The sequence below is a fragment of the Burkholderia sp. YHN3-13 genome, from assembly GCF_055810675.1.
The window spans coordinates 264,179-287,353 of the sequence record NZ_JBVVNQ010000006.1 but is presented as its reverse complement, the minus strand read 5'-3'; the positions used below and the strand labels follow the sequence as shown (position 1 = coordinate 287,353).

Below are 23,175 nucleotides of genomic sequence, written 5' to 3'. Positions count from 1 at the left end.
CGCATCATGTTCAGATTCGTGTTGCGCCGCGTGGGCATGGTGATCCCGACCTTCATCGGCATCACCATCCTGGCGTTTGCGCTGATTCACCTGATACCGGGCGACCCCATCGAAGTGATGATGGGCGAGCGTGGCGTCGATCCCGCGATGCATGCGGAGGCGATGAAACGCCTCGGGCTCGACCAGCCGCTGCCCATGCAGTACATCCACTACATCGGCCGGGCGCTGCATGGCGACCTCGGCACGTCGATCATCACCAACACGAGCGTCGCGGGCGAATTCTTCGCGCGCTTCCCGGCGACCGTCGAGCTGTCGCTGTGCGCGCTCGTGTTCGCGCTCGCGGTCGGGCTGCCGGCCGGCGTGATCGCCGCGCTGCGGCGCGGCTCGGTGATCGACCACGGCGTGATGGGGACCGCGCTCACCGGTTACTCGATGCCGATCTTCTGGTGGGGGCTGATCCTCATCATGGTCTTTTCGTCGTACCTCGGCTGGACGCCCGTGTCGGGGCGCATCGCCGTCGAATACGATTTCCCGCATCCGACGGGCTTCATGCTGATCGACGCGCTGCTCGCGCCGGACGAAGGCTCGTTCAAGTCGGCGGTCAGCCACCTGATCCTGCCCGCGATCGTGCTCGGCACGATCCCGCTCGCGGTGATCGCGCGGATGACGCGCTCGTCGATGCTCGAAGTGCTGCGCGAGGATTACATCCGCACCGCACGCGCGAAGGGGCTGTCGCCCGTGCGCGTGGTCGTCGTGCATGCGCTGCGCAACGCGCTGATCCCGGTCGTCACCGTGATCGGCCTGCAGATCGGCACGCTGCTCGCGGGCGCGGTGCTGACCGAGACACTCTTTTCGTGGCCCGGTGTCGGCAAGTGGCTGATCGATGCGATCGGCCGCCGCGACTATCCGGTCGTCCAGGGCGGCATCCTGTTGATCGCGACGCTCGTGATCGTCGTGAACCTGGTCGTCGACCTGCTGTACGGCGTGCTGAATCCGCGCATCCGCCACACGAGGTAATTCCATGAGCAATCTGCAAAATACCCTGCCGACCGAATCCGCGCCGGCCGGCGGCCGTGCGCTCGCGCTGCGCGAGTTCTGGGCCAACTTCTCGCGCAACCGCGGCGCCGTCGGCGCCGGCATCGTCGTGATCGTGCTGATCCTCGTCGCGCTGCTCGCGCCGCTGATCGCGCCGCACAGCCCGGTCGAACAATACCGCGACTACGTGAAGATCCCGCCCGCGTGGCTCGCCGGCGGCAACTGGCAATTCATCCTCGGCACCGACGAAGCGGGCCGCGACATCCTTTCGCGGCTGATGTTCGGCGCGCGGATGTCGTTCTGGATCGGCTTCGTGTCGGTCGTGCTCGCACTGATCCCGGGCATCGTGCTCGGGCTCGTCGCCGCGTTCTTCCAGAAGTGGGCCGACACGCCCGTGATGCGCATCATGGACGTGCTGCTCGCGCTGCCGTCGCTGCTGCTCGCGGTCGCGGTCGTCGCGATCATCGGCCCGGGCCTCACCAACACGATGTTCGCGATCGCGATCGTCGCGCTGCCGGCCTACGTGCGCCTCACGCGCGCATCGGCGCTCGGCGAGCTGCAGAAGGAATACGTGACGGCGTCGCGCGTGGCCGGTGCCGGCACGCTGCGCCTGATGTTCTCGCAGGTGCTGCCCAACTGCACGGCGCCGCTGATCGTGCAGGCGACGCTCGGCTTCTCGTCGGCGATTCTCGACGCGGCCGCGCTCGGCTTCCTCGGCCTCGGCGTGCAGCCGCCGACCGCCGAGTGGGGCGCGATGCTGGCCTCCGCGCGCGACTACATCGACAACGCGTGGTGGATCGTGACGATGCCGGGCCTGTCGATCCTGATTTCGGTGCTCGCGATCAACCTGCTCGGCGACGGGCTGCGCGACGCGCTCGATCCCAAACTGAAACGGATGGCATGACCATGAGCACTCTTCTGACCATCCGCAATCTCGCGGTGAATTTCAACGGCCTGCCTGCCGTCGACCGGATCAACCTGTCGATCGCGCCGGGCGAGGTGGTGGGCGTCGTCGGCGAATCGGGCTCGGGCAAGAGCGTGACGATGATGGCGCTGATGGGCCTGATCGACGCGCCGGGCAAGGTGACGGCCGACGAGGTCACGTTCAACGGCGTCGACCTGCTGAAGGCGTCGCCGAAGGCGCGCCGCAAGATCGTCGGCAAGGACATCGCGATGGTGTTCCAGGACGCGCTGACGAGCCTGAACCCGAGCTACACGGTCGGCTACCAGATCAAGGAGGTGCTGAAGCTGCACGAAGGGCTGCGCGGCGACGCGCTGAACCGGCGCGCGCTCGAACTGCTCGACCAGGTCGGCATTCCCGACGCGAAGAACCGCATCGCGTCGTTCCCGCACCAGATGTCGGGCGGGATGAACCAGCGCGTGATGATCGCGATGGCCGTCGCATGCAACCCGAAGCTCTTGATCGCCGACGAGCCGACCACCGCGCTCGACGTGACGATCCAGGCGCAGATCATGGATCTGCTCGTGAAGCTGCAGAAGGAGCGCGGGATGGCGCTCGTGCTGATCTCGCACGACCTGGCCGTGGTGTCGGAGGTCGCGCAGCGCGTCGCGGTGATGTACGCGGGCGAGATCATCGAGACCAACAGCGTGCCCGACATCTTCCGTGCGCCGCATCATCCGTACACCGAAGCGCTGCTCGCCGCGATTCCCGAGCACAATCAGGGGGCGCGTCGCCTTGCCGCATTGCCGGGCATGGTGCCGGGCCGCGATGATCGCCCGTCCGGGTGCCTGTTCGCGCCGCGCTGCAAGTACGTCGTCGACGATTGCCGCAAGGCGCGGCCGGCGCTCGACACGCTGGTGCCGGGCAACGATGCGATGCGCGCGCGCTGCATCAAGCCGCTCAATGTTTCCAACCTCGACCTGACGGGAGGCGCACGATGAATGCAGTCCAAGATACGCGCCACGCGTCGCCCGACGAGGACGTCCTGGTGGCCGACGGCCTCGCGAAGCACTATTCGGTGAAGCGCGGGATGTTCGGGCAGGGCACGGTGAAGGCGCTGAACGGCGTGTCGTTCTCGCTGAAACGCGGCAAGACGCTCGCCGTCGTCGGCGAGTCGGGCTGCGGGAAGTCGACGCTCGCGCGCCAGCTCACGATGATCGAGACGCCCACGTCGGGCAGCCTGACGATCGACGGCAAGAATGTCGCCGGCGCGAGCCGCGACACGATCGCCGAGCTGCGCCGCCGCGTGCAGATGGTGTTCCAGAACCCGTTCGCATCGCTGAATCCGCGCAAGACCGTCGAGCAGACGCTGTCCGAGCCGCTCGAGATCAACGCGAACCTGACGGCTGCCGAGCGTGCCGCACGCATCGCGCAGATCATGCGCACGGTCGGCCTGCGGCCCGAACACGCGAAGCGCTATCCGCACATGTTCTCGGGCGGCCAGCGCCAGCGTGTCGCGATCGCGCGCGCGATGATCCTCGATCCGCGCATCGTCGTCGCCGACGAGCCGGTGTCCGCGCTCGACGTGTCGATCCAGGCGCAGATCCTGAACCTGTTCATGGACCTGCAGGAGCAGTTCAAGACGAGCTACGTGTTCATCTCGCACAACCTGTCGGTGGTCGAGCACGTCGCGGACGACGTGATGGTGATGTACTTCGGCAGCGTCGCCGAGCTCGGCGACAAGGCGACGATCTACGCGCGGCCGCGCCACCCGTACACGCGGGCGCTGATGTCGGCGACGCCGGCGATCTTCGAGGAAGACCGCCGCGTGCAGATCAAGCTGCAGGGCGAACTGCCGTCGCCGCTCAATCCGCCGTCGGGCTGCGCGTTCCACCAGCGCTGCCCGTATGCGGTCGAGCGGTGCCGCGCGGAGGAGCCGAAGCTGCGCGAGGTCGACGGCCGGCAGGTGGCCTGCCATCGCGCCGAGGAGGTAGGGGAGGCGAATGCCTGAAGCGTTGGCGGCGCGCGTGTCCGGCGTGCGCCGTGCGGGGGCAAGCGGGGCGCGCGTGATGCGCGCGTACCGCGACGCGCGGCGCTGGAGCGTGCGTACCGTCACGGGCGCGGCGCTGGCCGGCGCGTGCGTGGCGGCCAGCCTCGTGGTTCCCGTCGAATCCGCGCGCGCCGAAGGGCGCGCGCCGGCCACGTCACCGATCCATCCGTCGCAAGTCCCGCCGCCCGGCATGAGCCTGCCGGGCTTCCACGCGCCGTCCGTATCGGACGGCACGGTGTCGCGCGGCACCGTGCGCGTGCAGCCCGCGCGCATGCCGTTCTACGTCGCGACCAAGGGTAACGTCACGCTGTACGTGCTCGGCACGCTGCATACCGGCGACCCGTCCGATTACCCGAGCGCGCAGCCGTTCCGGCCGCGCATCCTGGCGGCGCTCGCCGCGTCGCCGACGCTTGCGCTCGAACTGTCGCCCGACGATCTGCTCGAATCGCAGGACGACGTGTCGAAGTACGGCGTGTGCCGCTACCCGTGCCTGCAACGCCTGCTGCCCGAGCCGTTGTGGCAGCGGCTCGCGGCACGCCTGCGCGGCAACCCGGCCGCGCTCGCCGAGATCCGCAAGATGCGGCCGTGGCTCGCGGCGCTCGTCGTCGAGACCTACGATTCGCTGTCGGCCGGCCTGCAGACCGAATACGGCACCGAGGCCCAGCTGCAGAACGTGTTCCTGAAGAAGAAGGGCGGCCGCGTGATCGGGCTCGAGACGCTCGCCGAACAGATGCGCGCGTTCACCGGGCTGACGCTGGCCGAGCAGCGCGAGATGCTCGCGCAGGACATGGTGCAGACACCCGCGCAGAACGCCGACGACATCAAGGCGCTGCACCGGCTGTGGCGAATTGGAGACGCCGACGCGATCTCCGCGTGGGCCGTCGCGAAGAGCGAGCGGCTCGCGCGTTCGAAGGTGCTGTCGGCGTCGATCGACAACAAGATCGTGTACGAGCGCAACCGGCGCTTCGTTGCACGGATGACTGCAATCGCCGCGCCGAACCGGCCGCTGTTCGTCGCGATCGGCGCGCTGCATCTGGGCGGCCCGCGCGGCGTGCTCGAATTGTTGCGTCAACAAGGTTACAGGGTCGACGCGAACTGATCGCCGCCGTCGCGCCCGAACCGATCCTCCCCTGTTTGATCGACGTCGTTCGGGCCACGTCAAACGCTTGTTTGTACACGCGATTCGATAAGGAAAACCCTCGATTCGTCGGAAAATAGCGTTTCAAACGATTGACATCCCGTTCCGCCAATATCTATTCTTCGATCCACAAGTTGAAAAATTGAAAAGAATAGAAAAAGTTCTACGGGGTAGCAGAAAACAAAGCGCGGGGTGAGCGCGTTGCCGGCACGTGGTGCACACGTGTCGGCCGCGGAAGTGTCTGCATGTACGGCGGGGCCAATCATCGTCGGACAACAACAATACATGCAGGCCGACTTGCGGATAAGCGACGCTCCGTCGTCTGACCGGGGAAGGCAGTGATCGGGCGGCGGCGGACGTTTTTTAATCCGGAATATTTTTCCGGTCCCGTCGAAAGACGGTTTCGGGGGGCGAATCGACAGACGGCGAAGCCGCAGCGATTGCGCCAACGGAAAAGCGCCACGAGGGCGCTTTTTTCTTTTGGGCGGCCGAGATGACGATGCGCGTTACGCGCCTTCGTCGGCCTGCAGCGCGCCGGGGGCCACCACGTCGACGCCGGCAGCCTCCAGCGCCGCGCGAATCCGTTTCGCGAACGCCAGCGCATGCGGCCCGTCGCCGTGCAGGCAGACGGTCTGCGCGTTGAGCGGCACCCATTCGCCGCTCAAGGCACGCACCTGCCGGTTGCGCACCATGTCGAGCGTGCGCGCGAGCACCGCGTCCTCATCGTCGATCAACGCGCCGGGCTGGCTGCGCGGCACGAGCGAGCCGTCCGCGCGGTAGCCGCGGTCGGCGAACACTTCTTCCACCGCGGCGAGCCCCGCATGCCGCGCGGCCGCGACGAACACGCTGTTCGCGAGCCCGAACACCGCGAGCGACGGATCGAAGTCGTGGATCGCGGACACCACCGCATCGGCGATCATCGGGTCGCGCGCGGCCTGGTTGTACAGCGCGCCGTGCGGTTTCACGTGCGCGATGCGCCCGCCTTCGGCCTGCGCGATCGCCGACAGCGCGCCGAGCTGGTACAGCACGCCCGCGTAGATGTCGCCGGCCGGCAGCTGCATTTCCTTGCGGCCGAAATTCTCCGGATCGTGAAAGCTCGGGTGCGCGCCGATCGACACGCCTTTCTGCACGGCCCAGCGCACGCAGTCGCGCATCGCGTTCGCGCCGCCCGCATGCCAGCCGCATGCGATGTTCGCCGACGTGACGAGGTCGAGCAGCGCCTCGTCGGATCCGCATCCTTCGCCGAGATCGGCATTCAGATCGATTTCCATGATGTTCCTCGTCCACTGATGGCGTGGCGCGTCTTTCGTTACTGCTTCCGCCAGGGTCACGCTGCGCGCGATTGGGCGCGGCGGCGCGCTTCTTCTCGCATGTCGATCGCCACGTCGATCTGCCGCAGATAGGCACGTTCCGCGGCGAGGGCGGCGCGCGCGGCGTCGGGGGTCGTGCGCACGAAGCGGATCGGCAGGTTGAGCCGCGCCTGTGCGAGTTTCCACAGATCGGCGCGGATCACCGTGCCGATCTTCGGGTAGCCGCCGGTGGTCTGCGCGTCGTGCATCAGCACGATCGGCTGGCCGTTCGGCGGCACCTGGATCGTACCGGGCAGCACCGCGTGCGACAGCAGCTCGACCGGCTGCTCGCGCACGAGCTCGGCGCCCGCGAGGCGATAGCCCATCCGGTTGCTGTTCGCGGTGACGAGCCATTCCTCGTCCCAGAACGCCTGCTGCGAATCGGCCGCGAACGAGGCGTAGTCGGGGCCCGGCAGCACGCGCACGGGCATCGCCCACGGCGCATGCGCGGGGCGGTGGCGGCGCGGCGGCTCGTCGACGCGCACGAAGGCGCACCACGCGGGCGCCTTCACGCCGAATTCGGGCGCATCGGCCGCGAGGCAGCCCGCGCCGGCCGGCGGCACGCCGACCGGGAGCCGGTCGCCGTCGCGCAGCGTGCGGCCGCCGAGGCCGCCGAAGCGCGACGCGAGATCGGTGCTGCGCGAGCCGAGCATCGGCAGCACGTCGATGCCGCCCGCGATGCACAGATAGCCGCGCATCCCGCGTTTCGCGGCCGGCAGCACGAGCGTCTGGCCGGCCTCGACCGGCAGGCTCCACCACGAATACACGCGCCGGCCGTCGAGCGTCGCGCCGAATTCGGTGCCGGTGATCGCGATGCGCGTCGCGCGCGGGAAGCGGAACGCGGCGGGGCCGATCGTGATCTCGACGGCCGCCGCGTCGGGGCGGTTGCCGACGAGCCGGTTGCCGACCTCGAGCGCGAGGCCGTCGAGCGCGCCGCCCTGCGCGACGCCGAGGTGGCGTGCGCCGCGGCGCCCGAGGTCCTGCACGGTCGACAGCGGGCCGGCGCGCAACACCTCGATGGTGCCCGGTGCGTTGCTCTGGGTCATGACGCGTCGACTCCCGCAATGGTGAAGCGCACGCGATCGCCGGGCAGCAGCAGCGTCGGCTGCGGCCGCGCCGGATCGAACAGCACCTGCGACGTGCGGCCGATCAGCTGCCAGCCGCCGGGCGACGTGGCCGGGTAGATGCCCGTCTGCGCGCCGCCGATGCCGACCGAGCCGGCCGGCACCTCGAGGCGCGGCGCCGCGCGGCGCGGCGTGTGCAGCGATGCGTCGAGGCCGCCGAGATACGCGAAGCCCGGCTGGAAACCGACGAAGAACACGACGTATTCGCCGGCCGCGTGGCGGGCGACGACCTCGTCGGCCGGCAGGCCCGTGTGCGCGGCGACGGCCGCCAGGTCAGGGCCGGCGGCCCCGCCGTACTCGACCGGGATCTCGACCTCGCGGCCGTCCGCGTGCTCGACGTCGGCCGTCTCCCACGCGTCGCGCAGCGCGGGCGTGAGCGATTCGGCCGTCGCGGCGAGCGCGTCGAACACGATGGTCAGGTTGTTCATGCCGGGCACGACGTCGATCACGTCGGGCCACGCGCGCGCGGCCTCGGCAACGGCCCAGACGCGGCGCTGGCAATCGAGCGTGGCGGGCGGCGGCACCTCGCAGACGAGGGCGGCATCGCCGAGCGGATAAATGCGGGGTTGCGTCATCGGGCTGGCACGGTTCGGACGGCAATGTTAGCGCACATTGTCAATAAGATATCGATAAGTTACCAATAAGCGTTTTCGCCTAGCCCGTATACAGCGGCTTCTGGCGTACACTCGGCACACCCTGACATCCTGCTTGCGCCGCCTTTCCATGAAGCGTCATCCGACCAAGATCGTGTCATCCGAACACCTCGTTTCCGATTCGAGCGCGGAGCTGTCGGAGCTCGAATACGGGCTCATCATGGCCGGCAACGCATTCAACCGCTGGATGGTGCGCTGCATGTCGGCGGCCGGCGCGAAGGACATGACGGCGGTCGAGGTGTCGCTGCTGCATCACGTCAGCCATCGCGAACGCAAGAAGAAGCTCGCCGACATCTGCTTCGTGCTCAATATCGAGGATACGCACGTCGCGACCTATGCGCTGAAAAAACTGATCGCGCGCGGCTATGTGAAGAGCGAGAAGAGCGGCAAGGAAGCCTTTTTCTTCGCGACCGACGCGGGCCGCGAGCTGTGCCTGAAATACCGCGAGGTGCGCGAGCACTGCCTGATCGAGACGCTGAAGGACAGCGGGCTCACCAACGAGCAGATCGGCGACGCGGCGCAGTTGCTGCGCCACGCGTCGGGCCTCTACGACACGGCCGCGCGCGCGGCGGCGTCGCTGTAAACGATTGCCCGGGCGGTTGCGCGCGGCGTTGCGCTGACGGGCCGGCGACGACGATCGCGGCGCCGCGCGCCGCGTCATCCGGCGGCCGGGTAGAGCGCGCCGTCGGTCACGATCCAGCGCAGCGCGAGATCGTGCGCTTCGGCCGGCAGCGTGTCGACGCGGCACGCTTCATAGGCGATGCCGACCGTCACGGGCGGCGCGTCGCCCGGCCACGCGGCGAGCGTGCGGTCGTAGTAGCCGCCGCCGTAGCCGAGCCGGTAGCGCTCCGGATCGAATCCCACACAGGGAATCAGCAACAGGTCGGGCACGACGACGATTCCCGACGCCGGTTCCGGAATCCGGTGATGACCTTCGCGCATCGGCGTGTGCGCATCCCATGCATGGAACGCGAGCGGCGCATGACGCGCGCCGATCACCGGCAACGCGGCGCGCCGGCCGGCGCCCGCCGCGCACCAGGCGAGCACCGCGTCGCGCGCATCGAATTCCCCGGGCAGCGGCCAGTAGAAGCCGACCGTGCGCGGCGCCAGACGGTCGAGCAGCAAACGCAGGCGGGCGTCGAGCGCGGCGTTCGCGGCGGGCTGCGACGCGGCGTCGCGACGCGCGCCGGACAGCGTTTTGCGCAGCGCAACCTTCGGGTTCGGCACAGGGTTGCGTGCTATGCTTTCGCTCACTTCGTGCTCCATTCAAATCGATGTCGAACAGCCTTTTCCGAGTATATCGCGCGGTCGCGCTGACGCTTTCGGCCGCCGCGCTCGTCGCCGGTACGGCCGCGTGCGCCGCACCGAACGACGACACGGTCGCCGGGGATGACCAGATCTTCGTACAGCTTCGCGAAGCCGCACGCCGCAACGACGCCGCGAAAGCCGCGCAGCTCGCGTCGATGATCCCGAACTATCCGGTCCCGTCCTACGTCGAGTATTTCCAGATCAAGCCGCAGCTGTTCGATTCGACGGGACGCGCGCGCGTCGATGCGCCGGACGCGCCCGTGCAGTCGTTCCTGCAGCGCTACGACGGCCAGGCGATCGCCGACCGCCTGCGCAACGATTACCTGCTCGTGCTCGGCGCGCGCCACGACTGGCGCAACTTCGACGACCAGTACAAGCGCTTCGTGCTCGACGACGACACGCAGGTCAAGTGCTACGCGCTCGAATCGCGCGCGGCGCGCGGCGAGAACGTCGCCGACGCGGCGCGGGCGCTGCTCGTCGAGCCGAAGAACTACGGCGATGCGTGCGTCGACCTGATCACCGCGCTCACCGTCAACCAGCAGTTCACGAGCGACGACGTGTGGCAGCAGGCGCGCCTCGCCTACGAGCAGAACTACACGACGCTCGGCGGCAAGATCGTCGACGCGCTCGGCCCGCGCCCGGTCGGTTTCGACCAGGCGACGAGCGCGCCGCCGCTGTACCTCGCGCGCGGCGTCGGCGCCGACGCGACGTCGCACCAGCTCGCGCTGATCGCACTCGGCCGCATGGCGCGCAACGATCCGGACGCCGCCGCGGGGATGCTGACGACGGTCGCGCCGTCGCTGACCAAGCAGGAACAGGCGATCGCGTGGGGCGCGATCGGCTACCAGGGCGCGATCAAGCGTTCGCCGCTCGCGTCGGTCTGGTACGCGAAGTCCGCGAACGCGCCGCTGTCGAATCCGGGCTACGAATGGCGCACGCGCGCCGCGCTGCTCGCCGGCAACTGGCCGATGGTGCGCTGGTCGATCGAGCAGATGCCGCCGTCGCTGCGCAACGATCCGGCGTGGATCTACTGGCATGCGCGCGCGCTCAAGCAGAGCGGCGACACGCTGCAGGCGAACCAGGAATTCGAGCAGGTCGCCGGGCAGTTCAACTTCTACGGGCAGCTCGCCGGCGAAGAGCTCGGCCAGCGCACGTCGATCCCGCCGCGCACCAAGGTGAGCGACGCCGAGATCGACGCGATGGGCAAGATTCCGGGCTTCGCGCTCGCGCAGCGCTTCTACGCGCTGAACCTGCGCCTCGAAGGCAATCGCGAATGGAACTGGCCGCTGCGCGGGATGACCGATCGCCAGCTGCTCGCGGCCGCCGAATACGGCAAGCGCGTCGAGCTGCTCGACCGCACGGTCAACACGGCCGACCGCACGAAGGCCGAGCACGACTTCACGCTGCGCTACCCGTCGCCGTACCGCAACATCGTCGAGCGCTATGCGCAATCGACGGGCCTCGACGTCGAATGGGCGTACGGGCTGATCCGTCAGGAATCGCGCTTCATCATCAGCGCGCGTTCGTCGGTGGGCGCGGGCGGCCTGATGCAGCTGATGCCCGCGACGGCCCAGATGGTCGCGAAGAAGCTCGGCATGGGCACGATCACGCGTGCGCAGATGCACGACATCGATACCAATATCCAGCTCGGCACCTGGTATCTGGCGGACATCTACAACAACTTCGACAGCTCGCCGGTGCTCGCCACCGCCGGCTACAACGCGGGCCCGGGCCGGCCGCGCCAGTGGCGCCAGGTGTTGACGCAGCCGGTCGAAGGCGCGATCTTCGCGGAGACGATTCCGTTCAACGAGACGCGCGACTACGTGAAGAACGTGCTGTCGAATACCGTCTACTACGCGGCGCTCTTCGAGGGCAAACCGCAGTCGTTGAAGAAACGTCTAGGCATGATCTCGCCCTGATACGCAATCTTCACACTGCCGCGCGAGACGCGGCAGTGCTCTTTTGAGGTTCCGAACATGGATCGCCAGACCGTCGCGCTGCTGGGCGGCACCGGCTTCATCGGCAGCCGGCTCGTCAATGCGCTGATCGACGCCGGCAAGCAGGTACGGATCGGCACGCGCCGGCGCGACCACGCGCGCCACCTCCAGATGCTGCCGGTCGAGATCGTCGAGCTCGACGCCCTCGACACGCGCACGCTCGCGCGCTTCGTCGCCGGCGCGCACGCGGCGATCAACCTGGTCGGCGTGCTGCACGGCGGCCGCGGCACGCCGTACGGGCCCGGTTTCGAGCGCGCGCACGTCGCGCTGCCGGCCGCGCTCGCGAGCGCCTGCACCGAGGTCGGCGTGCGGCGCCTGCTGCACATGAGCGCGCTCGGCGCCGATTCGCGCGGCCCGAGCATGTACCAGCGCTCGAAGGGCGACGGCGAAGCCGCGCTGCATGCGGTCGCGGCGACCGATTCGCTCGCGCTGACGATCTTCCGCCCGTCGGTCGTGTTCGGCCCCGGCGACGCGTTCCTCAACACGTTCGCGAACCTGCAGCGCACGGTGCCCGTGCTGCCGCTCGCGATGCCCGATGCGCGCTTCCAGCCGGTGTTCGTCGGCGACGTCGTGCGCGCGTTCGTCAACACCCTCGATCTCGCGGCCGCGCACGGCAAGACCTACGAACTCGGCGGGCCGACCGTCTATACGCTCGAGCAGCTGGTGCGCTATTGCGGCACGCTGGTCGGCCGGCAGGCACGCATCGTGCGGCTGCCCGACGCGCTCGCGCGGCTGCAGGCGCGCGTGTTCGAATGCCTGCCCGGCGAGCCGGTGATCACACGCGACAACCTCGCGTCGATGTCGGTGCCGAACGTGCTGTCCGGCCCGCTCGCGCCGGAACTCGGGATCTCGCCCGCGAGTCTCGAAAGCATCGCGCCCGCGTATCTCGGCGAAGCGACGAAGCGCTCGCGCTTCGACTGGTTCCGCTCGCGCCGCTAGCGCGCCGCGCGGGGCGCGGACGTTCAGCCCCTTTCCGTTTCCTTTTTGCGTTGTCCGGAAAACCGTCATGAAACTCGTCATTGGTGACAAGAACTACTCGTCGTGGTCGATGCGCCCGTGGGTGCTGCTTACGCATTTCGGCATCCCGTTCGACGAGATCGCGGTCGAGTTGCGCCGCGACGACACCGCCGCGCGCATCCTCGAGTATTCGCCGTCCGGCAAGGTGCCGTGCCTCGTCGACGATCACGGCGTCGCGATCTGGGATTCGCTCGCGATCGCCGAGACGCTCGCCGAGCGCTATCCGCAGTTGCCGATGTGGCCGGCCGACCCGCTCGAGCGGGCGCATGCGCGCTGCGTGTCGGCCGAGATGCACGCGGGCTTCGCGGCGCTGCGCACGCAGATGGGCATGAACGTGCGCGCGTCGATGCCGGGGCGCGGCGCGACGCCGGATGCGCTCGCCGACGTCGCGCGCATCGATGCGCTGTGGAGCGCGTGCCTCGAGGCGTCGGGCGGGCCGTTCCTGTTCGGCGAATTCGGGATCGCCGATGCGATGTACGCGCCGGTGGTGATGCGCTTCAACACGTATGCGCCGGGCCTGTCGCCGGAAGCGGCCGGCTACGCGGCACGCGTGACGGCGCTGCCGGCCGTGCAGCGCTGGATCGACGCCGCGCGCCGCGAAACGACCGTGATCGCCGAATACGAGCCGACGCCATGAATATCTACGCAGTAGGCGGAGCGATCCGCGACGAATTGCTCGGCGTGCCCGTGCAGGACCGCGACTACGTGGTGGTGGGCGCGACGCCCGAGCAGATGGCCGCGCAGGGGTTCCGGCCGGTCGGCAAGGATTTCCCGGTGTTCCTGCATCCGCAGACGCAGGAGGAGTACGCGCTGGCGCGCACCGAGCGCAAGACGGCGGCCGGCTATCATGGCTTCCAGTTCCACTACGCGCCGGACGTGACGCTCGACGAGGATCTCGCGCGGCGCGACCTGACGATCAACGCGATGGCGCGCGAGGTGAGCCCGGAAGGCGGGCTGGTCGGGCCCGTGATCGATCCGTTCGACGGGCAGGCCGACCTGCGGGCGCGCGTGTTCCGGCACGTGAGCGACGCATTCGTCGAGGATCCGGTGCGGATCCTGCGCATTGCGCGCTTTGCCGCACGGTTCGCGGATTTCACGGTGGCGGACGAAACGCTCGCGCTGATGCGCCGGATGGTCGACGCGGGGGAGGTCGACGCACTCGTGCCCGAACGCGTATGGCAGGAAATCGCGCGCGGGCTGATGGAAGCGAAGCCGTCGCGGATGTTCGCGGTGCTGCGCGAGTGCGGCGCGCTCGTGCGCATCCTGCCCGAGGTCGACGCGCTGTGGGGCGTGCCGCAGCGCGCCGACTACCACCCGGAAGTCGATACCGGCGTGCACGTGATGATGGTGGTCGACTATGCGGCGAAGCAGCGCTATTCGCTGCCGGTGCGCTTCGCGGCGCTCACGCACGATCTCGGCAAGGCGACGACGCCCGCCGACGTGCTGCCGCGCCACGTCGGCCACGAAGGCCGCAGCGTCGACCTGCTCAAGCCGTTGTGCGAGCGGCTGCGCGTGCCGAACGAGTGCCGCGATCTCGCGCTGGTGGTCGCGCGCGAGCACGGCAACCTGCATCGCGTGATGGAGATGGGCGCGGCCGCGCTGGTGCGGCTGTTCGAGCGCAGCGATGCGCTGCGCAAGCCCGCGCGTTTCGCCGAGATGCTGCAGGCGTGCGAATCGGATGCGCGCGGGCGGCTCGGGCTCGAGACGCAGCCGTATCCGCAGGCCGAGCGGTTGCGTGTCGCGCTCGCGGCGGCGCGCAGCGTCGATGCCGGCGCGATCGCGCGCGGCATCGGCAACGACGCGGAGAAGATCAAGGATGCCGTGCATCGCGCGCGGATCCAGGCCGTCGCGCAAGCGCTCGAGATCGGCGAATAAGGGCGGCGAACCGGGCGGCGCGCGCCCGCGGCCGCTACGACTTCTTCTTGCGCGCCGGGGTGGCGGCCGCCGCGCGTTTGCCGGGGGCCGCGCGCGGCTTCGCCGAAGCCTGCGGGTCTGCCGTACCGGCCTTGGCCGGCCGTGCCGCATCGGCGCCGCGATCGCCGCGTCGGGTCACGCGCGGCTTACCCGCCGCCGGCTGCCTGATGTCCATCGTCGCCGACACCAGTTCGGCACACCGGTCGTCGAACAGCGGGAGCGTGCCGACCGCGATCAGCTCGGCCGGCCCGTCGCCGACGTTCGCGACCCGATGCCGCTTGCGCGCATCGAAGTGCAGCGAATCGCCGGGCGCCAGCGGGTAAACCTTCTTGCCGATCGTGTAGCAGATGCGGCCGGCCAGCACGTACACGAACTCGTCGCCGCCGTGCGACACCCATTCCGAGCGGTAGCCTTCCATCATCCGCACCTTGAGCGCGTTGACCTGGCTGCCGTCGAAGGTGGTGGAGAGCCGCTCGTACCACTGCGACGTGGCGTCGAGCGCGTACGGCTGGCGGCTGCCTTCGTGCGAATCGGGCTGCGCCTGGCGCGGCTGGTCGATCAGCGCGCCGAGCGGGACGTCGAGCGCCTTGGCGACGTTGACGAGCGAAGACAGCGAGATGCCGGTGAGATGCCGCTCGACCTGCGACAGGAACCCGACCGACAGCTTCGCCTCGGTCGCGACCTCCAGCAGCGTCTTCTTCGCTTCCCGGCGCAGGCGGCGAATGCGCAGGCCGATACGCATGATGTCTGAATCCATGAATCTCTTTCGTGGCAACGAGTCGGCAGGCGAGCGGAGAGGCGGTGCAGTCGCCGGGACTTGCTTTCCGCGCATCGCACGAAGCACGGCCGCCGGGACGGCGATGCCGGCGCATTGTACCGCGCGGTGTCGCCGGGCGATCTGGCGCTGTGCCGGGATCCGCAGCCGTCGTGCCGATTTTAGTCCTACGAAAATTTTAGCTTGACCTCAATTTCAGCGTGCTCTAGATTCTGTCGCGCATCAAACAAAGTTAAGTGAGACAAAAATTCCCCGAGGGTCTGCTGCCGGAACGGCACCGCGGCCCGGCTGCGCGCCGGGCCGTGCGTGATCCGCGTCAGGGCGGCGTGTCGCTTCAGGCATCACCATGCCGCGTCACGCCGCCGGCCGCCGACAACAATGAATAACGGGCACACGATGATCGATCGACTGAAATACAGCTTCTCCGGCCTGCCTCCGTACGACGCGTCCGTCGCCGACACGCAGGCCGGCCTGTCGCGCCTGCTCGACGCCGCGCGCCTCGACGCGGTGGTCGTCACGTCGCAGGACGAATACGTGACCGAATACCTGCCGCGCAGCAACAATCCGCGCTACGCGCTGTCGGGCTTCGACGGGTCGGCCGGCTGCGGGATCTTCCTGAGCGCGGCCACCGCGCAGGCGCTCGGCGTGCCGCCGTTCGTGCTGTTCGTCGATGGCCGGTATCACCTGCAGGCCGAGCAGCAGTGCGATCCGGCGCGCGTGCATATCGAGAAGCTCGGGATGAACGTGACGATCTGGCAGGCGATGGCCGACTGGCTGGTCGCGCATGCGAGCCGGCTCGCGCGGGTCGGCTACGACGCGCTGCGGATCAGCGTCGCGCAGCGCGACCGGCTGCTCGCGCAGACGCAGGCCGCGTCGCTCGACTGGACGGGCCTCGCCGATCGCGAGATCGACCGCGCGATCGCGCTGCCGGGCTGGATCGTCGAGCGGCCGATCTTCGAGGTGCCGGAATCGATGACGGGCCTGAGCGTCGCGCAGAACCTCGACACGCTGAACCGCCGGCTCGCCGCGCACACCGGCGCGGCCGACGGCAAGACCGCGTTCTTCTCGTGCGCGTCGGACGATCTCGCGTATCTGCTGAACAGCCGCGGTTATCACATCCCGAATGCGTCGTCGCACCTCGGTTTCCTGTTCGCGGTCGGCGGCCAGGTCGTGCTGTTCCTGCCGGAAGGCTGCGATCGCTGCCCGGTCGCGCTCGATTCGTATCCGGCGCTGCACGTGATCCGCCGCGATGTCGCGGCGCTCGAGCGCTTTCTCGCGCGGTTCGCGGTCGAGCACGTGTGCTACGGCTTCGAATCGGTGAATTGCGCGCTCGTCGACGCGGTGAGCCGCGTGTGGCCGCACGCGCGGCATGCCGATTTCAACCCGGTCGAGGCGATGCGGGCGAGCAAGACGCCGGCGGTGCTCGAGCGCTTCCGCGACGCATTCGCGCGCAGCTCCGCGGCGATCGCCGAGACGATGCGCTGGGCGAAGACCGGCGAGCCGGGCGCCCGCCACACCGAATACGACCTGGCGCGCACGATCAACGACGCGTACGGCGCGCGTTCGGCCGTCGCGCTGACGTTTCCGTCGATCGCGGCGAACGGCGCGAACAGCGCGTTCGCGCACTACACGGCGGCGAGCGCCGGCGTCGAGCTGACGGAAGGCGAGCTCGTGCTGCTCGACAGCGGCGCTTACTACGAAGCTGGCTTCGCGACGGACTGCACGCGCGTCGTGCTGCGCCGCACGCGTCCGGATACGGTGGCGCAGCCGTGGCAGCGCGAGATCTACACCGTCGCGCTGAAGGCCTGCATCAAGGGGCTCGTCGCGCGCTTCCCGAGCACGGCGACGGGCGCCGACGTCGATGCGCTCGTGCGGCAGGTGTGCCGCGACCACGGCCACGATTTCGGCCACGGCACCGGGCATGGCGTCGGGATTCACGTGCACGAGGGCGGCGTGCGGTTCGCGCCCGGCGCGAAGTACGGGCTGGTGCCGAATGCGGTGATTTCGGTCGAGCCGGGCATCTACCTGGCGGGCAAGGGCGGCGTGCGGATCGAGAACATCGTGATCATCCGGCCCGACGACACGCAGCCGGATACCGTGACGTTCGAGAACATCGTGACGGTCGGCTACGACTGGGACCTGATCGATCTCGACCTGCTCGACGACGGCGAGCGCGCGTACCTGCGCGACTACGAGCGGCTGTGCGTGGAGCGCGGCACGCAGGTCACCGCGTGTCCGCTGCTGTAGGCACCGCCGCCCGCGGCGGTCAGTTCAGCAGGCGCGCGCGCACGAACGGCGCGATCCGCTCGGCGAGCCACGCATGCGTGCGCGTCGTCGGGTGCAGCGTGTCCCAGAACACGAAGCGCGCCGGGTCGCGGCAGTCCGCCCGCGGCGTCTGCGCGCCCAGGTAGGTGAGCGACGACGGTTTCGGGATGTCGAGGCACGCGCGCGTCGCGTCGTCGAAGCCGTACCGGGCCGGGTGGCTCAGCAGGTCGTCGAACGGCGCATAGGCGTCGAACACCTCGAGCCGCAGCGCCGCGCCGTAGCGATCGCGCAGCGCGGCGGCCGCGTCGACGAGCCGCCGGTTGTAGTCCCTGACCTGCGCGGCGACGCTCGCCGTGTCGGCGCGGGTCGCGAACACCGGCGCGCGCGACACGTCCGGCAGCGTGACGAGCATGATCCGCGTCGCGCCGGCCGCGGCGAGCCGCTCGAGGCTGTCGCGCACCGCATTCGCCGCCTGCTCGGGCGAGCGCCCGTAGTTCACGAGATCGTTGCCGCCCGCGAACACCGCGAACAGCGTGTTGGCGGGCCGGTAGTCCGGCGCGCGATCCATGTATTCGCGCCACGAGTCGATCTGCTGCACGAGGCCCGGCACGACGAGGTGCTGGTCGGTCGCCGCGCCGCCGATCGCCCAGTTGTAGAACGGCAGCCGCAGCGCGTTGGCGAGATATTCGGCCCACACCGGGCCGTTGCTGAAGCGCCCCGCATGCCAGCTCGTGCCGTTCGGCAGCTTCCACTGGCTCGCGTTGAACATGTTCTGGGTGTCGGACAGGCTGTCGCCGAACACGATCAGCTTGTTGACGCGCGCATCCTGCCGCGCGTCGTCGAGGGTCCACACCGTGTAGTTGAACGACAGCGCGTTGTTGGCCGCGACCGCCTGCGTGAGGCCGGCCTGGATGCCTTTCGCGGCCAGCGTCTTGCGGCACACGTCGGCGAGCGTGTCCTGCGGCGTCGTGCTGTAGAACATGTTCTTCCACTGCGTGACGCCGTCGGCCCACCAGTAGCCGGGCACGCGATACCAGTCGCCGCCGGCCGGGTCGCGCGCCCATTCGTAGGTCGCGGCCGGCTTCAGCGGATCCGCGTCGATCCGGTACCAGCAGCGCAGGTACGTGTAGGTGTCGGACCCGCGGCGCGCGGCGCGCGCCGTCGCGCCGGGCGTGCCCGACGCGGCCGGCGGCGCGACGTCGGGGCCGGCCGGCGACAACGACATGTCGCCCGTCGGCGTGGGCAGCGGCGCGGGGCCGGCGGCGCGCGCGGCGGGGAGCGTCAGCGCGGCGCCCAGCGCCGCGGCAGCGGAAACGGCGACGATACGGGAAAACAACGGAATACGGAAATACGGCATGCGGCCCTCTTCTGATTGTTGTGACGGGACGGCGGCGCGGTTGCGCGGCCGTGTATCGGAAGGGACCGTGGGTGCCGGGCTCGGGCCCGGTCTGTCGAATCGTGAGTGGCCGCGAACGGCGGCGAGAGGCGGTGAGTGCGGCGGCGGCGGCCGGTCAGCGGGCCAGCGCCGAGACGCGCCCGTCCGGGCCGTAGACGCCGGTGGGTGCGGGCGCCGAGCGCAGCACCGCGAGCGCGCGCTCGTTGTAGTCCATCCGGATGCGGATCAGCATTCCGTTGTTCGCATTGGCCTGGCGCGCGCGTTCGGCGGCCTGCTGCAGCAACTGCCAGCGGCCCGCGAGGCGCGCATCGCGCTCGGCGGCCTGGTCCATGCCCTTCTTGCCGGCCGGAAAACCGAGCGCGGAAAGCTGCGTGTCGCGCGTGCGTTCGAGCTGCGCGAGCCGGTCGATCAGCGCGCTTTTCCTTTCGACGATGCCGGGCAGCATCTCGAGCGGCTCGGCCGTCGTCAGCGCCTTTTCCTCGTAGACGAGCAGGGACGCGAACGCTTCGACCGTCGCGTGTTCGTCGTTGACCGTGGCCAGCAGCTCTTCTCTCATCGCGTCATGCTCGTCGCGCCGGTGCGCGCGGTGGGCGCGCGCCGGCAAACCGGTGGAACCGGCCTGGGCCGGCTTAGTTACTCTGCGGGCGCTGCTGCTGCAGCAGCTCGCGGGCGGTGTTCAATACGCCGTCGGCAATCTTGCTCGCGTCGATCGTCAACGTGCCGTTGTTCAGCGCGTCCTTGATCGACTGGACCAAGCCCGTGTCGATATCGGCGTCGCCCGACGCGGATACCGAGCGCAGCTGGCCGGACAGACCCGACAGGTTCACGCTCGTGTCGCCGCCGGTCGATCCGGCGTCGGCCGCCGGCGCGGACGACTGGGCCGTGCCGGATTGCGCACGGGACGCGCCGTTGCCGGTCGGCGCCAGGGGGCTCGGGTTCGGAGTGGAATCGATCTTCACGATGGGTTTCCTGTACGGTTTGACCCAGATAACGGCCGGGTCGGCCCGAACTTTAGCATCGCGAGCCCGAAATGCTCCGAATAAACAATTCTTTACACTCTTGCCGTTCGATCCGTCCCTATAGCGGAATTTCCACGGTGCCGGCGTCCTTGACGATCGCCGTGACGATCTGGCCCGCCGCCATCCGCACCCGCACCGACTGGCCCGGCGCCGCGTTCGCGAGCACGCTGCCTTCGGCCGAAATCGTGAAGCCGGGCCCGGCCGCGACGACCCGCACCGTCTGGCCGGCGGATACCGACGCCGCGCTCTTCAGCATGTCCTGCCGCAGCGGCAGGCCGGCCGAGATGCGCGCGAGCGCGGTCGCGCCGATCGCCTGCGCGGGATCGGTGATCACCGCGAGCGGCATGACCGTCAGGTCGCCGTCGCGGGCGACCAGGTCGGCCGCGGAGAGCGGCTCGCCGGGCGCGATCTGGCGCGCGGCGACGTAATAGGTGGCCTGCACGGCGACCTTCGCCTGCAGGTAGACGGTCCACGGCCGCTCGCCCGCGCAGCGCACGCCGACCGTCGTGCGGCCCCACAGGCGCGCGCCGGTCGGCAGGAACGGCTCGAGCGTCGTGCACGCGGCGAGCCCGCGCGGAAACGCGGTCGTGACCGTCGCGGTGGTCTTGCCGGGCAGGCCGGCGATCTGCTGCTGCAGGAACGCGAGGGCCGCGCGGCGGATCGTCTCGGGATCCTGCTGGCCGGGCGGCGTCGCGGGCTGCGTCGCGGCGGCGGCCGGGGCCGGAGGCGCGGAAGCCGCTGCCGCGCGCGGCGCCGGTGCGGCTGACGCGGCGCGGGCCGCTGCGAAACGGGCGACGGCTGCCGGCGCGGGCGCCGGCCGCACGGGATTCGACGCGGATTCGGCCGTGCCGGCGACGACCGTCGCGATCGCGGTCGGGTCGGCGGCGCGCGGCTGCGCGCCGTAGCCGGCGTTCGCATGGGCGGCTGCACGAACGGGCGCGGGCGCCGGCGGCGGGACGGTCGTCACGACCATCGCGCCGGCCGGTTGCGCCGCGTAGCCGGCCGCGGCACCCGCACCCGAAACCGCGCGGCCCGCTTCCGGCGCGATGCCCGCACCCGAGGCCATTCCCGTTGGCCCGCCGAACTGGCCGCCGTTCGCCGCGTTGGCGTGCGCGAGCGCGGCTTCCGCCGTCTCGCCGCGGCCGGGAATCACGATCATCCCGTCTTCCGCGTGCACGGCCGGTGCGGCGATCCACAGCGCCGCGGCGAGCACGCACGCACGCCGGACGCGCGTGAGCCGCCCGTTCCTGCCGCGAAGTGCGCTGTCCGTCATCGCCGTGTCCTCGATCCGTTGATCCGAGTTGCATTCTAGGGAGCCGGGCCGTCGCGCAAACGATGAATAGAGGGGGCCTTTGCCGCGTTATTCGCCCGATTGCCGGTTGCGTCCGACGCCTACCATCGCTGTCATGGAAAAAAGCCTCTCGGGTCGCCATCCGGCGCGAGGGGCGTGCAGCGCTTCATACGGAGAGACGCACACATGCTGGACAAACTCGATGCGGAATTCGCGTTCGGCCGACAGGCGCTCGACGTGCGCGCCTACCGGCAGGAACTGCTGTCGTCGAACATCGCGAACGCCGACACGCCGGGCTACCAGGCCCGCGACGTCGATTTCGCGTCGACGCTCGCGCGCTCGCTGAAGCTGACGAGCGGCGGCCTGGCGCCGAGCAACGCCGCGCAGTTGCCGATGACGCAGCCGGCCGGCGTGACGAGCGGCATGTCGATGGTGTCGACGGCGGCCGGCCACATGGCCGGCACCGCGAAGCTGATCCCGACCGGCGGCCCGTCGGACGACTACGGCCGCGCGCAATACCGGATGCCGCTGCAGCCGTCGCTCGACGGCAACACGGTCGATCTCGACGTCGAACGCGTGCAGTTCGCGAACAACGCGCTGCACTACGAGACCGGGATGACCGTGATGACCCAGCAGATCAAGGCGATGATCGCCGCGATCTCGACGAACTCGTAAGCGCAACCGTACCCGAGCACACGCACCAGGAGCCACCATGCCTTCGTTGATGAACATCTTCGGCGTCGCCGGTTCGGCGCTGTCCGCGCAATCGCAGCGCCTGAACGTCACCGCGTCGAACCTCGCGAACGCCGACAGCGCCACCGGCCCCGACGGCAAGCCGTACAAGGCCAAGCAGGTCGTGTTCGCGACCGACCCGATCGGCGGCGCGCGCACCGCGTCCGGCCAGGGCGTGGGCGGCGTGCGCGTGACGAAGGTGATGGACGACCCGTCGCCGATGAAGTCGACCTACGACCCGGCGAACCCGGCCGCCGACGCGAACGGTTACGTGCAGATGCCGAACGTCGATCCGGTGCAGGAGATGGTGAACATGATCTCGGCGTCGCGCTCGTACCAGGCCAACGTCGAGACGCTGAACACCGCGAAGACGCTGATGCTCAAGACGCTGACGATCGGCTCGTAAGCCGTTCGCCCGCCGACCTCACAGACCCGACAGAAGGCCAACCAGGATGACTTCCTCCAGCACGACGATCGGCAGCAACGGCACGAACGTGTCGAACCTGCCGACCGACACGATGAACACCAACAACGTGTCGTCGACCAACGGCACGTCGGCGAGCGACCTGCAGGCGACGTTCCTGAAGCTGCTCGTCACGCAGCTGCAGAACCAGGATCCGACGAGCCCGGTCGACAGCTCGCAGATGACGTCGCAGCTCGCGCAGATCAACACGGTGAGCGGCATCGCGCAGCTGAACACGTCGCTGACGTCGCTGTCGACGCAGCTCACGGCCGGCCAGCAGACGCAGGCCGCGCTGCTGATCGGCACGAACGTGCTCGCGCCGGGCAATTCGGTCGCGGTGAAGAGCGGCGCGGCGTCGCCGTTCGGCGTGTCGCTCACGAGCGACGTGTCGAACCTGACGATCACCGTGAAGAACAGCGCGGGCGTCGTCGTCAACACGATCAACGCGGGCAAGCAGTCGGCCGGCACCGTGCCGTTCAACTGGACGCCGACCGACGCGGCCGGCAACGCGCTGCCGGACGGCGCGTACACGGTCAGCGCGCAGTACACGGGCACCGACGGCAAGAACTACGCGCCGACCGTGCTGGCGGCCGCCACGGTGCAGAGCGTGATCAAGCAGGCGGACGGCACCGCGGGGCTGGTGCTGTCGAACGGTACGACGGTCGGGCTCACCCAGGTCGCGTCGATCTTCCCGAACGTCAAGACGTCGACCACGGCCGGCGACACCACCACCAACTGATCGAGCTTT

General features: G+C 69.5%; 23 protein-coding genes. 14 read left to right on the top strand and 9 right to left on the bottom strand.

Translation table 11 applies throughout. The annotated features are described in order from the left end of the window. Positions 1-6: 6 nt before the first annotated feature. From AC0KUR_RS17045 to AC0KUR_RS17025, 5 genes are read left to right on the top strand one after another with little or no spacing between them, the layout of a single operon-like run. Complete coding sequence (locus AC0KUR_RS17045) at positions 7-1,017, top strand: ABC transporter permease subunit (RefSeq protein WP_034190291.1); 1,011 nt, start codon at positions 7-9, stop codon at positions 1,015-1,017. 4 nt (positions 1,018-1,021) lie between these two features. Beyond that, positions 1,022-1,939 carry an ABC transporter permease subunit gene (locus AC0KUR_RS17040; protein WP_034190292.1) on the top strand — a complete coding sequence of 306 codons (918 nt, stop codon included), beginning with the start codon at positions 1,022-1,024 and terminating at the stop codon, positions 1,937-1,939. A gap of 2 nt (positions 1,940-1,941) precedes the next feature. Then, positions 1,942-2,937, top strand: a complete 996-nt coding sequence (locus AC0KUR_RS17035; RefSeq protein WP_175029089.1) for an ABC transporter ATP-binding protein — start codon at positions 1,942-1,944, stop codon at positions 2,935-2,937. Beyond that, a complete protein-coding gene (locus AC0KUR_RS17030; protein ID WP_034190294.1) occupies positions 2,934-3,947 on the top strand; it encodes a peptide ABC transporter ATP-binding protein in 1,014 nt (337 codons plus the stop codon). The genes AC0KUR_RS17035 and AC0KUR_RS17030 overlap by 4 nt, the downstream gene beginning before the upstream one ends. After that, positions 3,940-5,085: a TraB/GumN family protein gene (locus AC0KUR_RS17025; RefSeq protein WP_034190295.1), complete on the top strand. Its 1,146-nt coding sequence runs from the start codon at positions 3,940-3,942 to the stop codon at positions 5,083-5,085. Before AC0KUR_RS17030 ends, AC0KUR_RS17025 begins: the two co-directional genes overlap by 8 nt. Positions 5,086-5,630: 545 nt before the next feature. Here AC0KUR_RS17025 and pxpA read toward each other — a convergent pair. From pxpA to pxpB, 3 genes are read right to left on the bottom strand one after another with little or no spacing between them, the layout of a single operon-like run. Continuing rightward, the gene (pxpA, locus tag AC0KUR_RS17020; RefSeq protein ID WP_034190296.1) at positions 5,631-6,395 is read right to left on the bottom strand and encodes a 5-oxoprolinase subunit PxpA; all 765 of its coding nucleotides are present in this window, start codon (positions 6,393-6,395) and stop codon (positions 5,631-5,633) included. 56 nt (positions 6,396-6,451) lie between these two features. Further along, a complete protein-coding gene (locus AC0KUR_RS17015; RefSeq protein WP_069707089.1) occupies positions 6,452-7,519 on the bottom strand; it encodes a 5-oxoprolinase subunit C family protein in 1,068 nt (355 codons plus the stop codon). Further along, positions 7,516-8,172 carry a 5-oxoprolinase subunit PxpB gene (pxpB, locus tag AC0KUR_RS17010; protein WP_059561538.1) on the bottom strand — a complete coding sequence of 219 codons (657 nt, stop codon included), beginning with the start codon at positions 8,170-8,172 and terminating at the stop codon, positions 7,516-7,518. The genes AC0KUR_RS17015 and pxpB overlap by 4 nt, the downstream gene beginning before the upstream one ends. Before the next feature lie 148 nt (positions 8,173-8,320). Here pxpB and AC0KUR_RS17005 point away from each other — a divergent pair, with 148 nt between their 5' ends. Further along, positions 8,321-8,833 carry a winged helix DNA-binding protein gene (locus AC0KUR_RS17005; protein ID WP_034190299.1) on the top strand — a complete coding sequence of 171 codons (513 nt, stop codon included), beginning with the start codon at positions 8,321-8,323 and terminating at the stop codon, positions 8,831-8,833. 74 nt (positions 8,834-8,907) lie between these two features. On the opposite strand, the gene AC0KUR_RS17000 is transcribed toward AC0KUR_RS17005, so the two are convergent. Beyond that, positions 8,908-9,516 carry a 5-formyltetrahydrofolate cyclo-ligase gene (locus AC0KUR_RS17000; protein ID WP_473376205.1) on the bottom strand — a complete coding sequence of 203 codons (609 nt, stop codon included), beginning with the start codon at positions 9,514-9,516 and terminating at the stop codon, positions 8,908-8,910. Positions 9,517-9,524: 8 nt separating this feature from the next. Here AC0KUR_RS17000 and AC0KUR_RS16995 point away from each other — a divergent pair, with 8 nt between their 5' ends. The 4 genes from AC0KUR_RS16995 (at position 9,525) to AC0KUR_RS16980 (ending at position 14,447) form a co-directional block, all read left to right on the top strand. Continuing rightward, positions 9,525-11,477 (top strand): lytic transglycosylase domain-containing protein, encoded by a 1,953-nt coding sequence (locus tag AC0KUR_RS16995; RefSeq protein WP_034190300.1) that lies wholly within the window; start codon positions 9,525-9,527, stop codon positions 11,475-11,477. Positions 11,478-11,534: 57 nt separating this feature from the next. Further along, on the top strand, positions 11,535-12,494 hold the full coding sequence (locus AC0KUR_RS16990) for a complex I NDUFA9 subunit family protein (protein WP_034190301.1): 960 nt from the start codon (positions 11,535-11,537) through the stop codon (positions 12,492-12,494). Positions 12,495-12,561: 67 nt separating this feature from the next. Continuing rightward, positions 12,562-13,209, top strand: a complete 648-nt coding sequence (locus AC0KUR_RS16985; RefSeq protein ID WP_034190302.1) for a glutathione S-transferase family protein — start codon at positions 12,562-12,564, stop codon at positions 13,207-13,209. Further along, positions 13,206-14,447 (top strand): multifunctional CCA addition/repair protein, encoded by a 1,242-nt coding sequence (locus tag AC0KUR_RS16980; protein WP_034190303.1) that lies wholly within the window; start codon positions 13,206-13,208, stop codon positions 14,445-14,447. Before AC0KUR_RS16985 ends, AC0KUR_RS16980 begins: the two co-directional genes overlap by 4 nt. Before the next feature lie 34 nt (positions 14,448-14,481). Here the strand turns inward: AC0KUR_RS16980 and AC0KUR_RS16975 are convergent, their stop codons facing one another. Then, a complete protein-coding gene (locus tag AC0KUR_RS16975; RefSeq protein ID WP_049034916.1) occupies positions 14,482-15,243 on the bottom strand; it encodes a helix-turn-helix domain-containing protein in 762 nt (253 codons plus the stop codon). Positions 15,244-15,657: 414 nt separating this feature from the next. Between AC0KUR_RS16975 and AC0KUR_RS16970 the strand changes: the two genes are divergently transcribed. After that, positions 15,658-17,508 carry a M24 family metallopeptidase gene (locus AC0KUR_RS16970; RefSeq protein ID WP_059561587.1) on the top strand — a complete coding sequence of 617 codons (1,851 nt, stop codon included), beginning with the start codon at positions 15,658-15,660 and terminating at the stop codon, positions 17,506-17,508. Between the two features lie 19 nt (positions 17,509-17,527). Here the strand turns inward: AC0KUR_RS16970 and AC0KUR_RS16965 are convergent, their stop codons facing one another. From AC0KUR_RS16965 to flgA, 4 genes are all read right to left on the bottom strand, one after another. After that, on the bottom strand, positions 17,528-18,883 hold the full coding sequence (locus tag AC0KUR_RS16965; RefSeq protein ID WP_124670515.1) for an SGNH/GDSL hydrolase family protein: 1,356 nt from the start codon (positions 18,881-18,883) through the stop codon (positions 17,528-17,530). Between the two features lie 154 nt (positions 18,884-19,037). Further along, complete coding sequence (locus AC0KUR_RS16960; RefSeq protein WP_034190345.1) at positions 19,038-19,478, bottom strand: flagella synthesis protein FlgN; 441 nt, start codon at positions 19,476-19,478, stop codon at positions 19,038-19,040. Between the two features lie 73 nt (positions 19,479-19,551). After that, complete coding sequence (gene flgM / locus AC0KUR_RS16955) at positions 19,552-19,881, bottom strand: flagellar biosynthesis anti-sigma factor FlgM (protein WP_473376204.1); 330 nt, start codon at positions 19,879-19,881, stop codon at positions 19,552-19,554. A gap of 118 nt (positions 19,882-19,999) precedes the next feature. After that, the gene (flgA, locus tag AC0KUR_RS16950; RefSeq protein WP_473376203.1) at positions 20,000-21,214 is read right to left on the bottom strand and encodes a flagellar basal body P-ring formation chaperone FlgA; all 1,215 of its coding nucleotides are present in this window, start codon (positions 21,212-21,214) and stop codon (positions 20,000-20,002) included. 204 nt (positions 21,215-21,418) lie between these two features. On the opposite strand from flgA, the gene flgB reads away from it, so the two are divergent. From flgB to AC0KUR_RS16935, 3 genes are read left to right on the top strand one after another with little or no spacing between them, the layout of a single operon-like run. After that, complete coding sequence (flgB, locus tag AC0KUR_RS16945; RefSeq protein WP_473376202.1) at positions 21,419-21,907, top strand: flagellar basal body rod protein FlgB; 489 nt, start codon at positions 21,419-21,421, stop codon at positions 21,905-21,907. 37 nt (positions 21,908-21,944) lie between these two features. Then, positions 21,945-22,370: a flagellar basal body rod protein FlgC gene (gene flgC / locus AC0KUR_RS16940; RefSeq protein ID WP_034190310.1), complete on the top strand. Its 426-nt coding sequence runs from the start codon at positions 21,945-21,947 to the stop codon at positions 22,368-22,370. Between the two features lie 46 nt (positions 22,371-22,416). Continuing rightward, positions 22,417-23,166 (top strand): flagellar hook assembly protein FlgD, encoded by a 750-nt coding sequence (locus tag AC0KUR_RS16935; RefSeq protein ID WP_473376201.1) that lies wholly within the window; start codon positions 22,417-22,419, stop codon positions 23,164-23,166. Positions 23,167-23,175: the final 9 nt, after the last annotated feature.

What these genes read in the sequence shown, in the direction of transcription:
- AC0KUR_RS17035 (WP_175029089.1), top strand. Translation starts at nt 1,942, where the DNA reads ATGAGCACTCTTCTGACCATCCGCAATCTCGCGGTGAATTTCAACGGC.
- AC0KUR_RS16975 (WP_049034916.1), bottom strand. Translation starts at nt 15,243, where the DNA reads ATGGATTCAGACATCATGCGTATCGGCCTGCGCATTCGCCGCCTGCGC.
- AC0KUR_RS17015 (WP_069707089.1), bottom strand. Translation starts at nt 7,519, where the DNA reads ATGACCCAGAGCAACGCACCGGGCACCATCGAGGTGTTGCGCGCCGGC.
- AC0KUR_RS16995 (WP_034190300.1), top strand. Translation starts at nt 9,525, where the DNA reads ATGTCGAACAGCCTTTTCCGAGTATATCGCGCGGTCGCGCTGACGCTT.
- pxpA (WP_034190296.1), bottom strand. Translation starts at nt 6,395, where the DNA reads ATGGAAATCGATCTGAATGCCGATCTCGGCGAAGGATGCGGATCCGAC.
- AC0KUR_RS17000 (WP_473376205.1), bottom strand. Translation starts at nt 9,516, where the DNA reads ATGGAGCACGAAGTGAGCGAAAGCATAGCACGCAACCCTGTGCCGAAC.
- AC0KUR_RS17040 (WP_034190292.1), top strand. Translation starts at nt 1,022, where the DNA reads ATGAGCAATCTGCAAAATACCCTGCCGACCGAATCCGCGCCGGCCGGC.
- flgA (WP_473376203.1), bottom strand. Translation starts at nt 21,214, where the DNA reads ATGACGGACAGCGCACTTCGCGGCAGGAACGGGCGGCTCACGCGCGTC.
- pxpB (WP_059561538.1), bottom strand. Translation starts at nt 8,172, where the DNA reads ATGACGCAACCCCGCATTTATCCGCTCGGCGATGCCGCCCTCGTCTGC.
- AC0KUR_RS16965 (WP_124670515.1), bottom strand. Translation starts at nt 18,883, where the DNA reads ATGCCGTATTTCCGTATTCCGTTGTTTTCCCGTATCGTCGCCGTTTCC.
- AC0KUR_RS17025 (WP_034190295.1), top strand. Translation starts at nt 3,940, where the DNA reads ATGCCTGAAGCGTTGGCGGCGCGCGTGTCCGGCGTGCGCCGTGCGGGG.
- AC0KUR_RS17030 (WP_034190294.1), top strand. Translation starts at nt 2,934, where the DNA reads ATGAATGCAGTCCAAGATACGCGCCACGCGTCGCCCGACGAGGACGTC.
- AC0KUR_RS16990 (WP_034190301.1), top strand. Translation starts at nt 11,535, where the DNA reads ATGGATCGCCAGACCGTCGCGCTGCTGGGCGGCACCGGCTTCATCGGC.
- AC0KUR_RS16970 (WP_059561587.1), top strand. Translation starts at nt 15,658, where the DNA reads ATGATCGATCGACTGAAATACAGCTTCTCCGGCCTGCCTCCGTACGAC.
- AC0KUR_RS16985 (WP_034190302.1), top strand. Translation starts at nt 12,562, where the DNA reads ATGAAACTCGTCATTGGTGACAAGAACTACTCGTCGTGGTCGATGCGC.
- flgB (WP_473376202.1), top strand. Translation starts at nt 21,419, where the DNA reads ATGCTGGACAAACTCGATGCGGAATTCGCGTTCGGCCGACAGGCGCTC.
- AC0KUR_RS16980 (WP_034190303.1), top strand. Translation starts at nt 13,206, where the DNA reads ATGAATATCTACGCAGTAGGCGGAGCGATCCGCGACGAATTGCTCGGC.
- AC0KUR_RS16935 (WP_473376201.1), top strand. Translation starts at nt 22,417, where the DNA reads ATGACTTCCTCCAGCACGACGATCGGCAGCAACGGCACGAACGTGTCG.
- AC0KUR_RS16960 (WP_034190345.1), bottom strand. Translation starts at nt 19,478, where the DNA reads ATGAGAGAAGAGCTGCTGGCCACGGTCAACGACGAACACGCGACGGTC.
- AC0KUR_RS17005 (WP_034190299.1), top strand. Translation starts at nt 8,321, where the DNA reads ATGAAGCGTCATCCGACCAAGATCGTGTCATCCGAACACCTCGTTTCC.
- flgC (WP_034190310.1), top strand. Translation starts at nt 21,945, where the DNA reads ATGCCTTCGTTGATGAACATCTTCGGCGTCGCCGGTTCGGCGCTGTCC.
- AC0KUR_RS17045 (WP_034190291.1), top strand. Translation starts at nt 7, where the DNA reads ATGTTCAGATTCGTGTTGCGCCGCGTGGGCATGGTGATCCCGACCTTC.